General features: G+C 40.7%; 15 protein-coding genes and 2 pseudogenes. 11 read left to right on the top strand and 6 right to left on the bottom strand.

Annotated elements, in window-relative coordinates; all coding sequences use genetic code 11:
* Positions 1 to 114: 114 nt before the first annotated feature.
* The 8 genes and pseudogenes from QFZ72_RS25975 (at position 115) to QFZ72_RS25940 (ending at position 8,731) form a co-directional block, all read left to right on the top strand.
* A complete protein-coding gene (locus QFZ72_RS25975; RefSeq protein ID WP_307439084.1) occupies positions 115 to 804 on the top strand; it encodes a DUF2306 domain-containing protein in 690 nt (229 codons plus the stop codon).
* A gap of 168 nt (positions 805 to 972) precedes the next feature.
* Positions 973 to 2,034 carry a putative 2-aminoethylphosphonate ABC transporter substrate-binding protein gene (locus QFZ72_RS25970; protein WP_307439082.1) on the top strand — a complete coding sequence of 354 codons (1,062 nt, stop codon included), beginning with the start codon at positions 973 to 975 and terminating at the stop codon, positions 2,032 to 2,034.
* A gap of 63 nt (positions 2,035 to 2,097) precedes the next feature.
* On the top strand, positions 2,098 to 3,105 hold the full coding sequence (locus QFZ72_RS25965) for an ATP-binding cassette domain-containing protein (RefSeq protein ID WP_307439080.1): 1,008 nt from the start codon (positions 2,098 to 2,100) through the stop codon (positions 3,103 to 3,105).
* Positions 3,106 to 4,869: a putative 2-aminoethylphosphonate ABC transporter permease subunit gene (locus QFZ72_RS25960; RefSeq protein ID WP_307439078.1), complete on the top strand. Its 1,764-nt coding sequence runs from the start codon at positions 3,106 to 3,108 to the stop codon at positions 4,867 to 4,869.
* Positions 4,869 to 5,666, top strand: a complete 798-nt coding sequence (gene phnX, locus QFZ72_RS25955) for a phosphonoacetaldehyde hydrolase (protein ID WP_307439076.1) — start codon at positions 4,869 to 4,871, stop codon at positions 5,664 to 5,666. The genes QFZ72_RS25960 and phnX overlap by 1 nt, the downstream gene beginning before the upstream one ends.
* On the top strand, positions 5,659 to 6,771 hold the full coding sequence (gene phnW, locus QFZ72_RS25950) for a 2-aminoethylphosphonate--pyruvate transaminase (protein WP_307439072.1): 1,113 nt from the start codon (positions 5,659 to 5,661) through the stop codon (positions 6,769 to 6,771). Before phnX ends, phnW begins: the two co-directional genes overlap by 8 nt.
* Positions 6,768 to 7,947 (top strand): annotated as a pseudogene (locus QFZ72_RS25945) (saccharopine dehydrogenase family protein). Before phnW ends, QFZ72_RS25945 begins: the two are co-directional and overlap by 4 nt.
* A gap of 16 nt (positions 7,948 to 7,963) precedes the next feature.
* Positions 7,964 to 8,731 (top strand): DeoR/GlpR family DNA-binding transcription regulator, encoded by a 768-nt coding sequence (locus QFZ72_RS25940; protein WP_307439070.1) that lies wholly within the window; start codon positions 7,964 to 7,966, stop codon positions 8,729 to 8,731.
* A 50-nt stretch (positions 8,732 to 8,781) separates the two neighbouring features.
* Here the strand turns inward: QFZ72_RS25940 and QFZ72_RS25935 are convergent.
* Together QFZ72_RS25935 and QFZ72_RS25930 are read right to left on the bottom strand one after the other, a co-directional pair.
* Positions 8,782 to 10,140, bottom strand: a pseudogene (locus tag QFZ72_RS25935) (IS3 family transposase).
* Between the two features lie 69 nt (positions 10,141 to 10,209).
* A complete protein-coding gene (locus QFZ72_RS25930) occupies positions 10,210 to 11,241 on the bottom strand; it encodes an NADP-dependent oxidoreductase (protein ID WP_307439068.1) in 1,032 nt (343 codons plus the stop codon).
* A 107-nt stretch (positions 11,242 to 11,348) separates the two neighbouring features.
* Between QFZ72_RS25930 and QFZ72_RS25925 the strand changes: the two genes are divergently transcribed.
* From QFZ72_RS25925 to QFZ72_RS25915, 3 genes are all read left to right on the top strand, one after another.
* Positions 11,349 to 11,810, top strand: coding sequence for a GNAT family N-acetyltransferase (locus QFZ72_RS25925; protein ID WP_307439065.1), 462 nt, complete (start codon positions 11,349 to 11,351; stop codon positions 11,808 to 11,810).
* Positions 11,807 to 12,517, top strand: coding sequence for a 5-formyltetrahydrofolate cyclo-ligase (locus QFZ72_RS25920; protein ID WP_307439063.1), 711 nt, complete (start codon positions 11,807 to 11,809; stop codon positions 12,515 to 12,517). Before QFZ72_RS25925 ends, QFZ72_RS25920 begins: the two co-directional genes overlap by 4 nt.
* A gap of 93 nt (positions 12,518 to 12,610) precedes the next feature.
* Complete coding sequence (locus QFZ72_RS25915) at positions 12,611 to 13,942, top strand: amino acid permease (protein WP_307439061.1); 1,332 nt, start codon at positions 12,611 to 12,613, stop codon at positions 13,940 to 13,942.
* A gap of 170 nt (positions 13,943 to 14,112) precedes the next feature.
* On the opposite strand, the gene QFZ72_RS25910 is transcribed toward QFZ72_RS25915, so the two are convergent.
* From QFZ72_RS25910 to QFZ72_RS25895, 4 genes are all read right to left on the bottom strand, one after another.
* Positions 14,113 to 14,724 (bottom strand): DedA family protein, encoded by a 612-nt coding sequence (locus QFZ72_RS25910; RefSeq protein ID WP_307439058.1) that lies wholly within the window; start codon positions 14,722 to 14,724, stop codon positions 14,113 to 14,115.
* An 83-nt stretch (positions 14,725 to 14,807) separates the two neighbouring features.
* Positions 14,808 to 15,620, bottom strand: coding sequence for a YihY/virulence factor BrkB family protein (locus QFZ72_RS25905; protein ID WP_307439056.1), 813 nt, complete (start codon positions 15,618 to 15,620; stop codon positions 14,808 to 14,810).
* Positions 15,621 to 15,739: 119 nt separating this feature from the next.
* A complete protein-coding gene (locus QFZ72_RS25900) occupies positions 15,740 to 16,525 on the bottom strand; it encodes an endonuclease/exonuclease/phosphatase family protein (protein ID WP_307439055.1) in 786 nt (261 codons plus the stop codon).
* A gap of 2 nt (positions 16,526 to 16,527) precedes the next feature.
* Positions 16,528 to 18,168, bottom strand: a complete 1,641-nt coding sequence (locus QFZ72_RS25895) for a PTS transporter subunit IIBC (RefSeq protein WP_307439054.1) — start codon at positions 18,166 to 18,168, stop codon at positions 16,528 to 16,530.
* Positions 18,169 to 18,455: the final 287 nt, after the last annotated feature.

Raw genomic sequence — 18,455 nt, 5'->3', positions numbered from 1 at the left:
GGCTGCGAATAAATTGCGCAGTCTTTTGGCATTGAAATAAGAAATCACTCTAATTATAAAAAAAATAAGAAAATAATGTAAATAAAGAAGTAAAATAAATATGGAGGTGTTTCCGTGGAGTTTTTTCAATTATTTAAAATACTGCATATTATCGGGGGATTCGCTGCACTATTTGTCTTTTGGATTCCAATTGTAACGAAAAAAGGAGGCAAGGTGCACCGGGTATCAGGCTGGGTTTATACAGGCGGTATGATTGTGGTGGCTATAAGCGCTTTTTATATGGGCGCTTACCGTATTTTTTTCGACGCCAATGCGAGTGCAGAGCTCATCTCTTTTTCGTGGTTTTTAATTTTTATTGCGATTTTAAGCTCAGCAGCAGCTTATTATGGAATTCGCGTTCTCCGGTTTAAAAATCGGAAAGATCGGCACAGAAATGTACTCGATCTCTTTTATCCATTGCTGCTTCTATCATCAGGAATTGGTATGTGTATTTATGGGATTGTAAATGACGTTGCATTGCTCACTTGGTTTCCGCTTGTAGGAATCTTTCTCGGAATTTCTCAGCTGACGTACTGGCTTACTAAACCGAAGCAAAAAATGCATTGGTGGTTTGAGCATTTTTCCGGCATGCTTGCCTGCTGTATTTCGACGATCACGGCGTTTATGGTATTTGGAGCTCCAAGGCTGCTTGCGATTGAATCAGTGAGTATTCTATTATGGTTCCTGCCGACCATCGTGATTACGCCTTTAATCGTCGGATTATCGGTTTTTTACAGGAAAAAATTTAAAAAGAAAGCTGCTTAAAAAGAACAGAGGGGGATGGTCCCCTCTGTTTCTTTTTGATTTTAAAAGACAAAGGAATACAACAAAAAAGCACACAAAACAAATTCTTAACTTCACGTTAATATTTGCTTAACATTGTGGTTTTATATTGTATTTGTAACGAAAAATACTAAACGGGGAGAAAAAACAATGAAAAACCACATTCTTAAGCTTTTCGTTTTACTTATGTCTTTCACACTGTTAACTGCTTGCGGGTCAGCAACAAACGGAGAAGCAAACAAAGAAGTAGAAGGTGAACTTACGGTTTACACTGCTATTGAAGAAGAACTTATTCCAGAATACTTAAAATCATTTGAAGAGAAATACCCGAATATCAACTTAAATATTGTCCGTGATTCAACCGGAATTATCACAGCTAAGCTTTTAGCAGAAGGAAAAGATACTGAAGCAGATGTTGTTTGGGGACTGGCTGCCTCAAGTCTGCTGGCGCTGGATGGAAAGGAAATGCTGGAAGGCTATACTCCAAAGGATTCAGCTAAAATTCTTCCACAATTTAAAGATGACAATCAGCCTGAAAAATGGGTTGGAAACACCGCATTTATGACTGGGATTGTTGTAAACGAAGTGGAGCTTGAAAAGAAAAACTTGCCAATTCCAAAAACATATGAAGATTTAACTAAGCCTGAGTACAAAGGGTTAATCGTCATGCCTCACCCTGCATCATCGGGAACAGGTTACTTAACGGTCAATGCATGGCTGCAGGTGATGGGTGAAGACAAAGGCTATGATTACATGGAAAAACTGCATGAAAACATCGGTACTTACACACATTCGGGGTCAAAGCCCGCTAAGCTGTCTGCAGCTGGGGAATATCCAATTGGAATCTCATTAGTATACAGCGGTGTCACACAAAAACAAGATGGTGCCCCTGTAGATGTCATCCTCCCTGAAGAAGGCTTAGGCTGGGATGTTGAAGCGAATGGACTTATTGCTAAAAATGAGATGAAAAATGAAGCGGCTGCAAAAGCTTTCTTAGATTGGGCCATTTCGGAAGATGTGATGAAGAAATATTACGATGCAAATGGATTTTCAACAATGGAAAACAAGTTTGAAAAACCAGAAGCATTCCCTGAGGGTGTACAAGACAAAATGTACAAGGACAATGATCTGAATTGGGCTGCAGAAAACCGCGACATGATTCTTAAAAAGTGGGAAGCAGAATTTGGTGAAAAAGCTGAACCAAAAGAGTAAGAAAATGAGGCTTTAGCGAGAACTTGGTTTCTCGCCAAAGCCATTAGAAAGGCTGGTATAAAGATGCCGCATTCCTATCTGAAGGTTGAAGGAATAAGTAAAAACTTCAATCAGTTTACAGCTCTTAACAACGTATCTTTTGACATTAGCAAAAATGAATTTGTTTGTCTGCTTGGACCGAGCGGATGCGGAAAAACAACCCTGCTGCGCATCATTGCAGGACTTGAGGAACCTAATGCAGGCCGTGTTTATGTGAATGGCAAAGATATGACAGACTTGCCGCCGGCTAAGCGAAACTTTGGAATTGTGTTTCAATCCTATGCGCTATTTCCTAATTTAACAGCTCTTCAAAATATCGAATTTGGACTGAAAACCCGCAAGTATCCGAAAAAAAGAGTGAAGGAAAAAGCGCTTGAAGCTTTGAATCTAGTAGATCTTCTGCATGTTAAGGACAAATATCCGGCACAGCTCTCAGGCGGTATGCAGCAGCGCGTTTCGCTTGCAAGAGCGATTGCACTTGAGCCAGATTTCCTGCTGCTGGATGAACCTTTATCAGCGCTGGATGCAAAGGTGCGTGAAAAACTGCGTTATGAAATTCGCACCATTCAAGAAAAGGTTGGGATCACAACCATTATGGTCACGCATGATCAGGAGGAAGCATTAACAATGGCTGATCGGATTGTCGTCATGAATCATGCTCAAATCATGCAGGCTGGTACCCCGCAGGAAGTGTACCATCAGCCTAATCAGCCATTTGTTGCTAACTTTATCGGTTCTATGAATTTCTTGAATTCTGACAAAAATCACCTGATGGCGATACGGCCTGAGCATGTCCAGGTTACAAATGATAACGGAGCAAATGCAGTGATAGAAGCAGTTGAATTCAAAGGGCCTGTCTACAGGGTGAAGGTGAAAATTACCGAAACAGAATCGAAGCTATTCCATCAGAATTTGCTTGTTGATTTATCGGCCCATATGGCGCACCGCATGGATCTTTCGAAGGGGAAATCCTTGAAGATTACACTGCCGGATCATCGATTGTTAGCCTACAAAGAACAGGTGGTTGTCTAAATGGAGATGCGAATGGACACTGCACATTTAAAGCTATCATCGAATAAACGTAAACGGCAAAAAGCAGGATTAAATGAATGGCTGCAGCGTTTGCTCTTGATCTTCTCCCTATTAGCTGCTGCTGGAGTATTGGTACTCCCATTATTAATGCTGTTTGTCCAAGCATTTATTGACGGTAAAGGCATCTTTATTGGACTGCAGAATTTTGTCAGCTACTTTCAGTCTGAAATTCTTGTTCAATCTCTAAAAAATACACTCTTTGTTTCAAGCATTACTACAGTCCTGGCAGTAAGTCTCGCATTTGTATATGCATTGGCAATTGCCCGGACAAACGTTTATGGAAAAACCATTTTTCGCTATTCTGCATTGCTTCCATTATTTGCACCAACAATGATGCACGGAATTGCCCTGATGTATCTTTTTGGAAATCAAGGCTTGATTACAAATGGTTTTTTCGAAACGATTCCTGGGTTTAAGATCGATTTATATGGTCCAATCGGAATCATTATGGCTGAAACGATTTACACCTTTCCGCAGGCATTCCTGATTTTAATGGTTGCTTTATCTGGTGCAGATCAGCGGCTGTATGAAGCCGCTGACTCAATGGGAGCAAGCGGTATAAAAAAGTTTTTCACGATTACTCTTCCATCAGCGAAGTATGGTTTAATCAGTTCCATTTTTGTCGTGTTTACTTTGAGTTTTACAGATTACGGGGCTCCTAAAATAGTAGGCGGCCAATATAACGTTCTTGCGACAGATGTCTATAAGCAGGTCATTGGCCAGCAAAACATGGGCATGGGCGCCACAGTCGGCATGATTCTCATGCTTCCGGCGATCCTTGCATTTGCAGCTGACCAGCTATCCCAGCGGAAACAACAAGGCGCTGCCAGTTCAAAAGCAGTCCCTTATCAAATAAAACGCAATCCTCTAAGAGACCGTTTAGCATTTCTTTATTGCTCTGGCATTTCATTAGCCGTCTTTGTCCTTTTCTTAGCTGTGTTCATTGCGGCCAGCGTGAAAATCTGGCCATATAACATGACGTTTACATTAGAGCATTTTGCCTTTGACAGCTTTACGGGCGATGGCTTGACGGCTTATAAAAATAGTTTGCTTGCAGCGGTCCTAACGGCCGTCTTTGGAACAATTTTTACGTTCACTTTTGCTTATATGATAGAAAAATTCAGGGGAATGATTGGACTTCGGAAATTGAGCACCTTTTTATCTCTTATTCCTCTTGCAGTTCCTGGCTTAGTCATTGGACTCGGGTATATCTTTTTTTTCAGTAAACAAAATCTGTCCATCTTTGGCTATACGGTAGCAAATCCGTTTCATTTTCTATACGGAACCATTGCCATCATTGTTATTGCAAATATCGTTCACTTTTATTCTGTTTCGTTTATTACCGCAACAACGGCATTGAAAAAACTGGACAAAGAATTTGAGCTCGTATCAGAGTCTATGGGTGTTCCGTTTTATAAAACCTTCATGAAAGTGACGGTTCCAATGTGCCTGCCGGCGATTCTTGAAGTAGCGATGTATTATTTTGTGAATGCCATGGTGACAGTTTCAGCGGTCATATTCTTATATACAGCTGATTTTAAACTTGCTGCAGTATCAATAGTCAACATGGATGATGCCGGGAATTTAGCATCAGCAGCTGCCATGAGCATCTTGATTGTTGTAACGAACATTTTTGTTCGGGTTTGCTATGAACTGATGGTGAAATGGATGAAAAATCGAAAAGTACTTAAGGAGGAACTATAATGGGGAAAATTGAAGGAATAATCTTGGATTGGGCTGGCACAACGATTGATTATGGATGCTTTGCTCCGCTCCAGGTGTTTATTGAAGTTTTTCTGAATCAGGATGTGAACATTACAGCTGAGGAAGCGCGCAAGCCGATGGGATTATTAAAAATTGATCATATTCGAGCATTATGCGAAATGCCGCGCATTAAAAAAGAATGGATGAATGTTCATGGACAGGAGCCATCTGACCAGGATATTGAAAGGATGTATGGAGAATTTGAAAAGATTTTATTTTCCATTCTTCCGCAGTTTACGACGCCTCTTCCGGGTGTGATCCAAACGATACAAAAGCTGCGCGGCCAAGGTTTGAAAATTGGATCTACTACTGGCTACACAAAAGAAATGATGAAAATTGTGGCACCTTATGCAAAGGAAAAAGGATATTATCCCGATTATCTTTTCACTCCTGATGATGTAAAAGAGGGCCGTCCTTATCCTTGGATGTCATACATGAATGCAATGGAGATGGGTATTTATCCAATGAATAAGCTTGTAAAAGTCGGTGATACCGTTTCGGATATGAAAGAAGGCATCAACGCAGGTATGTGGACAGTAGGAGTTATCCTGGGCAGCAATGAACTTGGACTGACGGAAGATGAAGTGAGTACGCTCTGTCAAGAAGAATTAAAGGAAAAAATGAATGCAGTCAGAGAGCGTTTCTATGAGGCTGGGGCTAATTATGTTATTAATGAATTTGCAGAACTGATTCCTTTAATTGAGGAAATGGAAAAGAGGCTGACTGCACATGAATAATCCATACTTGCTGTTAACACCCGGACCATTATCAACTTCAAATACAGTCCGCGAGTCGATGCTGAAAGATTGGTGCACGTGGGACAAGGATTATAACGCAATCGTTCAGGATATAAGAAAAAAATTAACAGCTCTTGCAGCTCCTGGATCAGATGAATACACTGCCGTTCTCATGCAGGGCAGCGGAACGTTCTCAGTTGAGTCTGTCATTTCAAGCGTGATTCCAAAAGAAAAGGGGAAGCTTCTCGTCGCATGCAACGGGGCATATGGAGAACGAATCGCAGAAATGGCGGATATCCTTGGAATTCCGACGATCATTAAAAGAACAGATGAGCAGTCTGTTTTAGATATCGAATCCATTCAAGAAATACTTGAATCCCATAAAGATCTTACGCACCTTGCAGTCGTGCATTGCGAAACTACGACCGGGATGCTGAATCCGATTGAAGATATATGCCGTCTCGCAAAGAAGCATGGATTAATCACAATTGTTGATGCAATGAGCAGCTTTGGAGGAATTCCGATTGACGTCTCAGCCTTGAAAATCGATTATATGATCAGCAGCGCCAATAAATGCATTCAAGGTGTTCCGGGTTTTGGATTTATCATTGCTAAAAAAGAAGAGCTTGCTAAATGCAAAGGCAATGCGAGATCTCTGTCTCTTGATTTATATGATCAATTTGAAACGATGGAGAAGCATAAAGGAAAATGGCGATTTACATCCCCAACACATGTTGTCAGAGCTTTCTTTCAGGCACTGAATGAGCTTGAAGAAGAGGGCGGTGTTTTGGCAAGATATGAACGCTATAAGGAGAATCAGCGGCGTCTTCTCGATGGCATGCAGAAAATGGGTTTTGCTGCATTGCTGAATCAAGAAAACCATTCCCCAATTATTACGGCATTCTTGTATCCTAAAGACACTTCATTTACATTTGCCGGTTTCTATGAAGCATTAAAACTAAAAGGATTTGTCATCTATCCCGGGAAAATCTCTAAATTGGATACCTTCAGAATCGGAAATATCGGCGAGGTTTATCCGAATGATATCGATCAATTATTAGCTGCAATTAAAGAGACATCATCTGAAGGGGCCGTAAAACTATGAAAGTATTTTGCTTAGGCGGAGCAGGGAAAATTTGCAGAGAAGCGATATTAGATTTAGTGGAGTATTCGAAATTCGAAAAAATCACAGTAGCAGACTTCAATGAAGAAGAAGGCATGAAGGTAGTTGAGTGGATGAATGATCCGCGAGTCGATTTTGTAAAAGTGAACGTGTTTGATCATGAGGATACAGTCTCCAAAATGCGGGGCTATGATATTGTAATGGACGGCACCACGATAACGCTGAACGGAAAATCAACGGCTTGCATCGCCGAAGCGGGCTGTCATGGCATTTAATTTAAACGGCTTTGGCGAAGAGGATTCCCAGCACGAATTATTCCAGAGAAATGAAAAAACGTGTCTTCCCGGTTTTGGCATGACGCCAGGACTGACCCAGATGATGGCCATGCATGCTGCAAACCAGCTTGAGACAATAGAGTCTGTAAGAGTCAGCCACGGTTCTTTCCGTCCTATTGCGTTTTCTCGCTCGATTGCAGAAACAACCTCTTATGAGTATGATCCGAATCTTCCATCACGGGTCGTCTTTGAGAACGGTGAGTTCATACAGGTGCCTCCATTTGCGAGACCAATGGAAATTGAGCTTCCGCAGCCATATGGAAAAGGTGTGCAGTATATTATTCCGCACTCGGAAACGAAAACATTGGCTCAAGCTTTAAAGCATAAAGGCGTTCAGTTAATCGAGGTCAGAGGAACGTGGCCGCAGCAAAATATGCAGCTTGTGCGGGCATTATATGATTATGGTATTCTGCGGAATGATAAATTTGTCATGAACGGTACAGAAATAGGGATTATGAATTGTATCTCGGAGTACTTATATCAATCAAAAGAAGGCACAGAAACAAAGCAATATGGTTATGCCCTTCATATTCAGGTCATTGGAACGAAAAATGGCGAAAGAGTTGAGCATATTCTAACCCATACGCATCCTTCTTCAGATGGCACTGTCCAAGGCTGGGAAGGATTGAGAGCCTACACACGCAACGTAGCGATTCCTTTTGCAATCGCAACAGAGCTGATTGCAAAAGGTGAGGTTCTGAAAAAAGGAATCGTGATACCTGAGGATGCTTTTACGGATCCTGTACAAATATTTAATCAGTTAGAAAAACGTGGTATATTTATCCATGAAGAAATCAATAAATTGAATGAAAATAATATTTAATATAGGAGTCTGAGGAATGTCTTTATTAGCAGAGGAAAGAAAAAGAGTCATTGCGGAGCTAATAGAAAAACAAGGTAAAGTGAAGGTCAACGATCTTGCTAAGGATTTTGACGTATCAACTGAAACCATCAGGCGTTACTTAGAAGAGCTTGAAAGTGAAAAAAAACTTAAAAAAGTGTATGGAGGCGCCGTAAAAGTTTCTGATGAAAAGGAAGAACCGGCACTTTTTGAACGGGAAATCATTAGAATTGAAGAAAAGCAGTGCATCGCACAGAAGGCTGTATCTTCCATTAATAAAAACGACGTCATTTTCATTGATGAAGGAAGTACAACTTTGCAGATGGTCAGACCATTATGTGATTGTCCAAATGTGACCGTCATTACAAACTCCTTTCCAGTCGCATCGCTCTTGATATCATACGCCAATAAGAATTTATTTGATGGAGAGGTTATTTTTATCGGCGGAAGCGTAAGAAGCAAGCACTATCGGTCTTCGGGAGCGCTGGCAGAGCAAATGGCAAATGAATTTTACGTCAATAAAGCCTTTATCTCGATAGACGGCATTTCCGCTGAAGAAGGCATTACTTGCTATGATCTTGAAAAGGCTGTTCTATCAAAGATACTCATTCAAAATGCAAAGGAAGTCTATGTTTTAGCCGATCACTCTAAAATTGGCTCACGTGCCAACTATAAAATGGTGCCTATAGAAAAAGTGGACAAAATTATTTCCAATGCCGATAAGCCGGCAGACTGGGATGTTTTGTGTGATTGGATCCAATGCTGAAAAAGTCGACCGATATGAACTGACCCCATAAAGTTAGACAGGTTATTTCATTAGGCAGCCCGTTGGGCATGAGCTCGGTATTGTACCGGGCTCATGCCTTTTAATTTTGCCTTGATTCTTTTGTGATTATAGTATTCTATATATTTTTCTAGTTCTTGTTTAAAGTGTTCCACACTTTCAAATTCTTTTAGATAAAGAAGTTCCGATTTCATGATACCAAAGAAATTTTCCATAACAGCGTTATCGTAACAATTCCCTTTGCGAGACATACTTTGCGTAATGCCACGTTCCCTAAGGGCATTACTGTATTGTTTCATTTGATAATGCCAGCCTTGATCGGAATGAATAAGGAGAGTATCGTCGTCTGTTAAACTTTCAAAAGCTTGATCTAACATCGTTGAAATGATTGAGTAGGTTGGTCTTGAACCGATTGTATACGTAATGATTTCTCCATTAAATAAGTCCAATATCGGCGATAAATAGCTTTTCTCCAAATAATTTAAACTCTGTAATATCCGTAACCCATTTCTCATTTGGTTTTTCAGCTTTGAAATTACGATCTAAAATATTTAGAGCAATCTTGCCCACAGTTCCTTTGTAAGAGCGATATTTTTTCATACGGACAAGACATTTTAGCCCTAGTTCTTTCATGATACGCTGTACCTTTTTGTGGTTTACTTGGTGTCCGCGATTTCTAAGTTCATCACGAATACGACGGTAACCAAACCGACCTTCATGTTCATCGAAAACAGATTTAATCAATACTTTCAGTTCTGCATCTGGATCAGGACGACCGAAGTTTTTCACCCAATAGTAATACGTGCTACGCGGAATGTCTGCTAGCTGTATAAGTGCTTTCACCGGGAATGCATTCCTTAATTCATAGACTACTTGTGCTTTGTCATGTTTGGTGATTTTTCCTTGTTTTGAACTAAGGCATTCAACTTTTTTAAATAGGCATTCTCCATACGTAAACGTTCATTCTCTGCCTGTAAAGCCTCTATTGACCCTTCATCGGGTACATGAGTATTTGATGTCTTATTATTTTTATTTTTCATGGATGGACGCCCCTTTTTCTTTGATTGTAGGGCATCAAATCCTTCTGTTTCATAAGCAACTTTCCATTTTCGAAGCGTTTCATAAGATGGAATATTAAAAATCGCCGCAGTTTCCCTGATAGACGTCCCGTGTTCGTTCATATAATTGAGTACATCTAGTTTAAACTGTGCGGGGTAGGGTGTATAGCGTTTTTCAAAAGCATCATCACCAAAAAGTGCAAATTGTTTAATCCACTGATGGAGTAAACTCGGATGAACACCAATAGATTTAGCAATTGTTTGTCCTCCCTCATTACCATCTATATATTGTCTTACTGCCTGTATTTTTTCTTCTGAAGTAAATCTCGCCATAAAAACTGCACCTCCAATTGTTAGTTGTGTCTAACAATTGGGGTGCAGTTCAATATGGTCGACTTTTCGTTATAGTGAGGATGATTTTACAGTCGGCTCAGCAATCTTTACTAGCTGCTTTCCTAAATTTGTTCCTTCAAACAAGCCAAGGAAAGCCTGTGGAATATTGTTAAAGCCTTCAACGATCGTCTCTTCATATTTCAGCTTGCCTTCCTGCAGCCAGCCTCCAAGCTCTTCTGCGCCTTCGCTGAAGCGGGAAGAGAAATCTCCGACTACAAATCCCTGCATAAGGACACTTGATTTGATCAGCGTTGTTTCTATGCGAGGGCCTAAGTCAGCACCTTCTGAATTATAAGTTGAAATCGCACCGCATACTGGAATTCGTGCGAACTTATTCAGCTGTTTATGGACAGCTTCTGAAATTTCTCCGCCAACATTGTCATAATAGACATCCACGCCATGTGGGCATGCTTCCGCAAGTGCTTTTTCTACATCTTCTGTTTTATAATTAATAGCAGCATCAAATCCAAGTTCATCAATCAAATACTTGATTTTTTCATCTGAACCCGCAACTCCGACAACTCTAGCACCTTTAATTTTAGCTATTTGGCCAACTACAGAACCAACAGCTCCAGCTGCGCCTGAAACAACGACTGTTTCGCCTTTTTTAGGTTTCCCGATATCAAGCAGACCAAAATAAGCTGTTAATCCAGTCATGCCAAGGATGCCAAGGTATGCTGTAATGGGTGCTATGGAAGGGTCGATTTGGCGGACCTCTCTTTCACCTGCCACAGAGTATTCCTGCCAAGGAAGATTGCCGATGACGATATCCCCCTGTTTTAATTTACTGCCTTTTGAATCAACAACCTCACCAACAACTCCGCCTGAAATTGGTTCATTCAGCTGAAAAGGCGCGATGTAGGATTTGCCTTCATTCATACGGCCTCTCATATAGGGGTCAACGGATAAATACAGAGTGCGAATAAGGACTTGACCTTCCTCAGGGGTAGGCACAGGCACTTCAGAATATTGAAACGTCTCGGCTGTTGGTGTTCCTGTTGGACGGTCTGCAAACAGTATTTGTCTTTGTGAATACGTCAATTTATACATCCTCCTGATATTGTTTTTATTACCGTAACACCTGATGATGGACAAGGCAAAGAAAGAGTCTTTTAAAATGTTCTATTGAAGAAGAAAGAGGGAATTAGTTGATTACAATAAAACGATGGGATTCAGCAGATTCGGAAGGGATTTCAAAGCTTGTTGAGGAAAGTAAAGGAGATGGATTTCGTTTTTTGGAAAGACTCGTTACTGAGTATCAATCTGGAGATAATACGTTTCAAAAGCCAGGGGAAATACTGTTGGGGGCATATCTTGATGAAACTCTGATTGGTATCGGGGGCATAAATCAGGATCCATATTTACAAAATGAAAAGGCTTTGCGGATAAGGAGGTTCTATGTTTCAAAAGAACATAGAAGGCAAGGTGTCGGCGGACTTCTATTAAGTACTCTTTTAACGGGAGCCGATGATTTCTTCGATGTCGCTGTGCTAAGAACGGATACTAAGGAAGCATCCCGCTTTTATATTCAGGCGGGATTTATAGAAGATAATCTATTTGAAAACTCAACACATTATTTAGATTTGAAACGAAAGGGGGACAATCAATGAAAACGAAGGACGAAATTCGTCAGAATAAGTGGGACAGGCTTGAGAAAGAGAAGCTTGGAGGATTTCCGTTTCCATTAAAAAATAGAATCCCGAATTTTAAGGGGGCAGCGGCGGCAGCAGAATATGCAACGCAGCTTGATGTATACAAAAATGCTGAAGTGATAAAGATTAACCCCGATGCGCCACAGCTGCCCCTTCGTGCCCGTGTCATTAAAGACGGAAAAACACTTCTCGTTCCGACTCCTAGGTTAAAAGCAGGTTTTATTATGCTTAAAAGAGAATGGGTCCCTGAAGGAGAAGAGCGGAGGGCTGTGAGCTTGAAGAATATGAAACAATATGGAAAAGAAATTCCGTTATCCGGGCTGCCGAGGGTTGACTTAATTGTGGCCGGATCTGTTGCTGTTCATAAAGACGGAAGAAGAATCGGCAAAGGAGAAGGGTATTCGGACCGGGAGTATGCCATTATGAGGGAGCTTGGAAATCCTCATGTTCCTGTCATATCAACGATCCACAGCATCCAAGTGACGGATGAGGAGTTTGAGGTGGATACATATGATTTGCCTGTGGATTATATCGTAACAGAGCTTGGTGTGATGGAAACGAACACACCATACAGCAAGCCTGACGGCATTCATTGGGATAGGGTAACAGAAGAAGAAAAACTGGAGATGCCGGTTTTAAATGAGATTTGGGAGCTGACGAAATAAACCTAAATTTCAGGCAGTTTTCACGTTTCTGCTTTTTTGTTAAGATAACATGTACCACAAAAGAGCATAGAACATGAGTAAGGAGAGACGAGCATGAGTTCAAATAAAGAAGAATTAGCCAGAGGACTGAAATCAAGGCATGTGACCATGATTGCCCTTGGCGGTGCAATCGGTGCAGGCATTTTTCAGGGCAGCAGTTCATCCATTGAGCTTGCGGGACCTGGGGTTATTTTATCTTATTTATTAGCAGGCATTATTTTATATTTTGTCATGCAGGCTATGGCTGAAATGGCTGTTCAGCAGCCTAAAGCGAAAACTTTGAGAGATTTGATTCAGACGATTCTCGGCCCGTATGCCGGATTCTTTGCAGGGTGGATTTATTTCATCAGCTGGATGCTTGTTATGGCAGCAGAAATGGCAGCTGCAGCCGGGTTTTTGAAATATTGGTTTCCAGATACACCGCTATGGCTGCTGTCGCTGATTGTTTCTGTATTAATCACAGTTATTAACTTGTTTGCGGTTAACATATTTGGAGAGACAGAATACTGGCTTTCAGCTTTAAAGGTTTCCGTTTTAACCCTGTTTATTTTACTTGGAGGCGTTCTGATTTTTGCAGACTTTAATGGAGAAAGTGCTGCCGGGTTTGGAAACCTTACCGCGCATGGCGGCTTTCTTCCGTTTGGCCTATCAGGTATTGCCGCTTCTATGCTTGTTGTTATGTTTTCATTTGGCGGAACTGAAATGATCGGTATGACGCTTGGAGAAACAGAAAATCCTGAAAAAGTTATTCCAAAAGCAGCACGCAGCGTCATTATCCGGATATTAGTCTTTTATGTCCTTCCGATACTTGTCATTGTCAGTCTGATGCCATGGAATGAGGTTGGCAAGCAAAGCCCATTTGTTACGGTATTCGATACACTTGGTATTCCTTATATAGGGGGCTTTATGAATTTCGTCCTGCTGACTGCTGTGATATCTGCGGCAAACACGGGAATGTATGCTGCATCCCGTCTCCTGTATACACAGGCTTTGGACGGAAATGCACCGAAGTTTTTCTCGAAGTTATCTTCTAAACGTGTTCCAGTCAGAGCGCTGCTTGCGAGTACTTCATTCTTATATGTCGGAGTAATCATTGCGGTATTTGCTGAAGGCGAAACGTTTGGCTATCTGATGGTTGTGCCTGGATATGCGATTTTAACGATCTGGATTTTGCTTACAATTGCTCATTTGAAAAGCAGAAAACCAGGAGTTGCGCTAAAAGGTTTTTTTGTAAAAAGCTATCCTTATACATCATGGTTTTCACTAATTGCATTACTTGCGATTCTAGTTGGGATATTAATGACTTCACCGCCTATCGGTACGATTATCACACTCGCGATATGCATCATTTTGTCGCTGATTTACCTGATTGGTGCAAAAAAATAATCCAAGGGGATTCCCCTTGGATTTTTTTAGAGATAAGAACGTATAAAATTTTGCGCATTTTTGTCTAGCTTCATCGCCAGAACAAATCCGGCAAAAAAATCAAGACCGGAATTTTTCTGCCGGATTTGTTCTGCCATGCCCTGAGCTAAAGGGCGCTTCCGCTTTTCTAATTAAACCTTTTGACTGGAGGAACTTGCTGAATCAGAACAATCCTTCTTCTTGTAGACAAAACGGTAGAGAAGGAATAGGACAATCGCCAATCCGGCGGCAATTATAAGATAAGTCTGCATATCTGACATGAATGCAGTAATCGATTTTAGGCTGCCAATCTGTCCAAGCCAGAGCATGGTGATATTTAGAGGGAATACCCCTAAAAATGTAAGGCCAGCAAATGGCAAAGCCTTCACTTTTGAAAGGCCTGAAACGTAAGAAATATAGTTGCCGATTCCTAAGGGCCGTGCAATTGCAATGCTCCAAAGACCGCATTTATTAAACCAGCGCTGCGTTTTTTCAAATGTTTTTTTCTTTTTTGTCAGCTTCTTTTTCATTTTATGCTCTAATTTATATCCAATCCAATAAGGAATAAAACTGAATACCGTATAAACCGCACTCCCTAAAAGGGCAATCCAGATTAATTGGAGTATCGATAAATCCAGTAAATAGCCATACGCAAGGGTTATAAGTGAACCTGGAAAAGGCAGGGATGAAGCTTCAATTGCAAGACCTGCCATCAGACCCCATATTCCAAACTCCCGCAATAGATTTATGATGAAATCTAACATGAGATCTCCTTTCTCCTCTTTCGTCTTCTTACCGTAAAAGTACCCTCTGCCATATATATCAAAACTGGTACATTCAGGAGAAATCAGTTAGGACAGAACTTTTTCCTTCTGCGGCAGACGAGCATCGCATTTATTTCTCCGCCAAGCAAAATGGAGAAGGCTGTGAAATACAGCCAAATCAGTAAAATAATGATGCCTCCCAAACTTCCATAAGCAGCATTAAAGGCTTTGAAATTATCAACGTAAAAAGAAAACCCATATGAGCTTATAATCCAGAGCGTTGTGGCTAAAAGAGATCCGAAATAGATTTCAAAAAATCCAAGCTTTTCACTTGGCGCAAAATAATAAAGGGCGAGCAAAACCAAATTAATCATGAAAAATGAAAGAATCCACCTGGCCTGATTCAATAGCGGATTGATATTTTCAAGAAAGGGCGCATACTGAGTCGCACTGTCGATGATGACTTTTCCAAATACAGGAAGAAGCAGGGCGATTGTAATTGTAATGATTAGGCCTGCTGCCAAAAGCAGAGCATCAATACGGACTTTAATGAAAGGACGGGTTTCTTTAATTTCAAGTGCCCGGTTAAATGCCCGAATCAAAATATGTGTCGCGTTACTTGCAGACCAGAGCGCTGCGATCAGGCCGAATGCGAGAATGTAGCTATTTGTTTCCCCAAACAGACTTTTGATCTGTTCTGTAAGCAGCTCAGCTGTTTCAGAAGGCACGTAGTGATTAATCCATGTTAATAATGGAGAAACATCTAGCGAAAAATATGGAAACATGGCAATTAAAAAAATAAGCAGCGGAAAAAGGGAAAGTAAAAAATAATAGGCAATAACTGCTGATAAGTCGTTTAATTCGTGCTGGTGAATTCTTCTTAGCAAATCTTTCATAGTCGGCCTCCCTATAACCTTTTTAATTTCCCCGTGAGATATAAAGGATAAACACAAAAGAAGAAGAAAAGGTGACAAAATAAAAAAAAGCTGCCTCTTTAAAAAGAAGCAGCCCTCATTTACATGCTAATCTCTGTCTCAACACCATAATGATCTGAAACGACAGGTTTATGATCACCGTTGAAAATAACTTTGGATGACAGCACTTTAACCTTTTCACTTGATAGAATCAAATCAATGCGCAAATCTTGTTTATTTTCATCCCAGCCGGCTATTTTGCCTTTAACGGTTATGCCTGAATCCTTATCTTCAGCAAGTTTATACGTATCATATAAACCGTTTGACAGGAGGTAGTCATAACCTTCATCTCTTATATCAGCGCTGTTATTGAAGTCACCCATTAAAAAGAACGGATGAGATCGGTCAAGCTTTTGAAGAAGAGAATCCATCTGGAATTTACATGGCTCCTCTTCGTCATGCCACCAGCCAAGATGACATGAGTAAAAGGAGAGTAATCGCTCATTGTATTGAATTGTGGCACAAACGATTGACCGGACTTTCCAGGTATTCTGACCTTTGGTAACGAAGAAGGTTTCATTATTGGTTATAGGATGCTTGGATAAAATAGCCAAGCCTTCCTCGTATCCAGGATATCCCATATGGGCAAACCCCCAAACGAGATGATAATCAGTTACTCCAAGCTGTTTCAGCTCGTCGAGAAGAACTAACGCATAATTGTTCTTTTTTAACTGATCATAAACGATGGGCTCATCTTCAAGCTGGCTGACTTCCTGAAGGGCAATGACATCATATGATTTTTCCTGGATTGTTTTTGCCAGTGTTTTGATTTTCTCCATCTGGTTTTCTTCTTGCCAAGAGTGACAATTAAGCGTTAATAATTTCATGGTTAAGCTCCTAACGTATCTTGAATATCAGATTTTAAAACATCTGCTTTCGGTCCGTAGATTGCTTGTACACCTTTGTCTTTAATAATTAAACCAAGAGCGCCGTTCTCTTTCCATTGCGCCTCGCCTGCAACCTTGCCTGAATCTTTTACAGTAACACGAAGGCGTGTCATACATGCATCTACATCTTCAATATTAGCAGATCCGCCAAGTAAAGTAATGATAGCAGAAGCCTGTGAATCGCTGTTTACTTCACCATTGCCTTTAGCAGCAGGCTCTTCAGAATCGATGTAGTTTCCGTTGCGTCCCGGAGTAGGGAAGTTGAATCGTTTGATCATGAAGTTAGCGATTCCAAAGTTAAGACCAAAGAATACTAAACATGCAAGAACAAAGTTCACGATATCCATCCATAAACCAGCTTTAATGATCATTGGAGTACGTGTTAATAACTCAATGAAACCAAATGAGTGAACACGGATGTCGATGATATCGACGATCGCAAATGCAAGCCCTGTTGTAATAGCGTATACAACATACAGAACAGGAGCAGCGAACATGAACATGAATTCGATTGGCTCTGTTACGCCAGTTAAAAATACTGCAAGACCTGCAGATAGGAACATTGATTTATATTTCATTCGTTTGTCTTTATCAACATTGCGGTACATCGCATAAGCAATACCGATTAGTGAGGCTGTAGAAAGAATCATTTGTCCAACTTTAAAACGGGCTGGTGTCACGTCATTTAACAACTTGTTATAGCTTGCAGTATCTCCTGCAGCAAGGAAGTTGTTTAAGTCGGCAATCCATGCAAGCCATAAAGGATCTTGACCGGATACCGTTGAACCAGCGCTTCCGCCAGTTAAGATTTCGTATGTTCCGCCAAGAGACGTATAGTTCATCGGCACTGTCAGCATGTGATGAAGACCGAAAGGAAGAAGCAGGCGCTCAAGTGCGCCAAAGATAAATGGTGCAACAATTGGTGCCGTGTTGCGTGAAGTGGCAATCCATTGACCGAAGTCATTTAAAAGGCCTTGAATAAATGGCCAAACTAGAGATAATACGATAGCGGTTACAACAGATCCGCCGATAACTGCGAAAGGCACAAAGCGCTTGCCGTTAAAGAATGAAAGTGATTCTGGAAGCTTATTGTAATTGTAATATTTATTAAACAGGTTTGCACCAAGGAAACCTGCGATAATCCCAACGAATACACCCATGTTTAATGCCGGGGCACCTAATACAGATGTGAAGTAATCTTTAACAATTAATTCTTGTCCGAATAAAGAATTTACAGTCGCTTCAGGATCTGCAAGCATAGCAGAATTAACTCCAAAGATCGCTCCTGTAATACGGTTAATAAGAATGAACGCGATTAATGCAGCGAACGCTCCGCCAGCGCGTTCTTTAGCCCAGGAACCCCCAATCGCAACTGCAAACAGGATGTGAAGATTGGTGATAATGCCCCAACCGATATCTTCCATTACTCGTGCAATCGTTTGCACGAGCGTGATGTCTCCGCCTGACATGGCGATTAACTTGCCAAGTGAGATCATAATTCCGGCTGCTGGCATAACGGCTACAACAACCATCAAGGCTTTACCGAATTTTTGCCAGAAATCAAACGATAATAAGTTCTTCATCTTTTGCCCTTCTTTCCCTTATTAAATATAAATAGTGTAAACGAATTCATTATTAGGAAGAATTGCTTACTTATTTTTTAAAATAATGTTGTGCAAATATGAGTGCAATCTCGTGCAATCGCTTGCATAAACCCTATTTTAAATAAAGGGCTTTCATATTGCAACAAAAAAATGATAAGTTTTTCATATTTTTATAGAATATCTTTTTCCTAGAGCGAAATTCCTCCTGAGAGATATGAATTAGGCGAGAATCCTTCATATATATATTTTCCGTATAGAAAAGTTCA

Source organism: Bacillus sp. V2I10 (assembly GCF_030817055.1).
In the GTDB taxonomy this organism is placed as follows: domain Bacteria; phylum Bacillota; class Bacilli; order Bacillales; family Bacillaceae; genus Bacillus_P.
The sequence above is the reverse complement of the archived record's forward strand: the minus strand, read 5'-3'. Positions and strand labels throughout refer to the sequence as shown.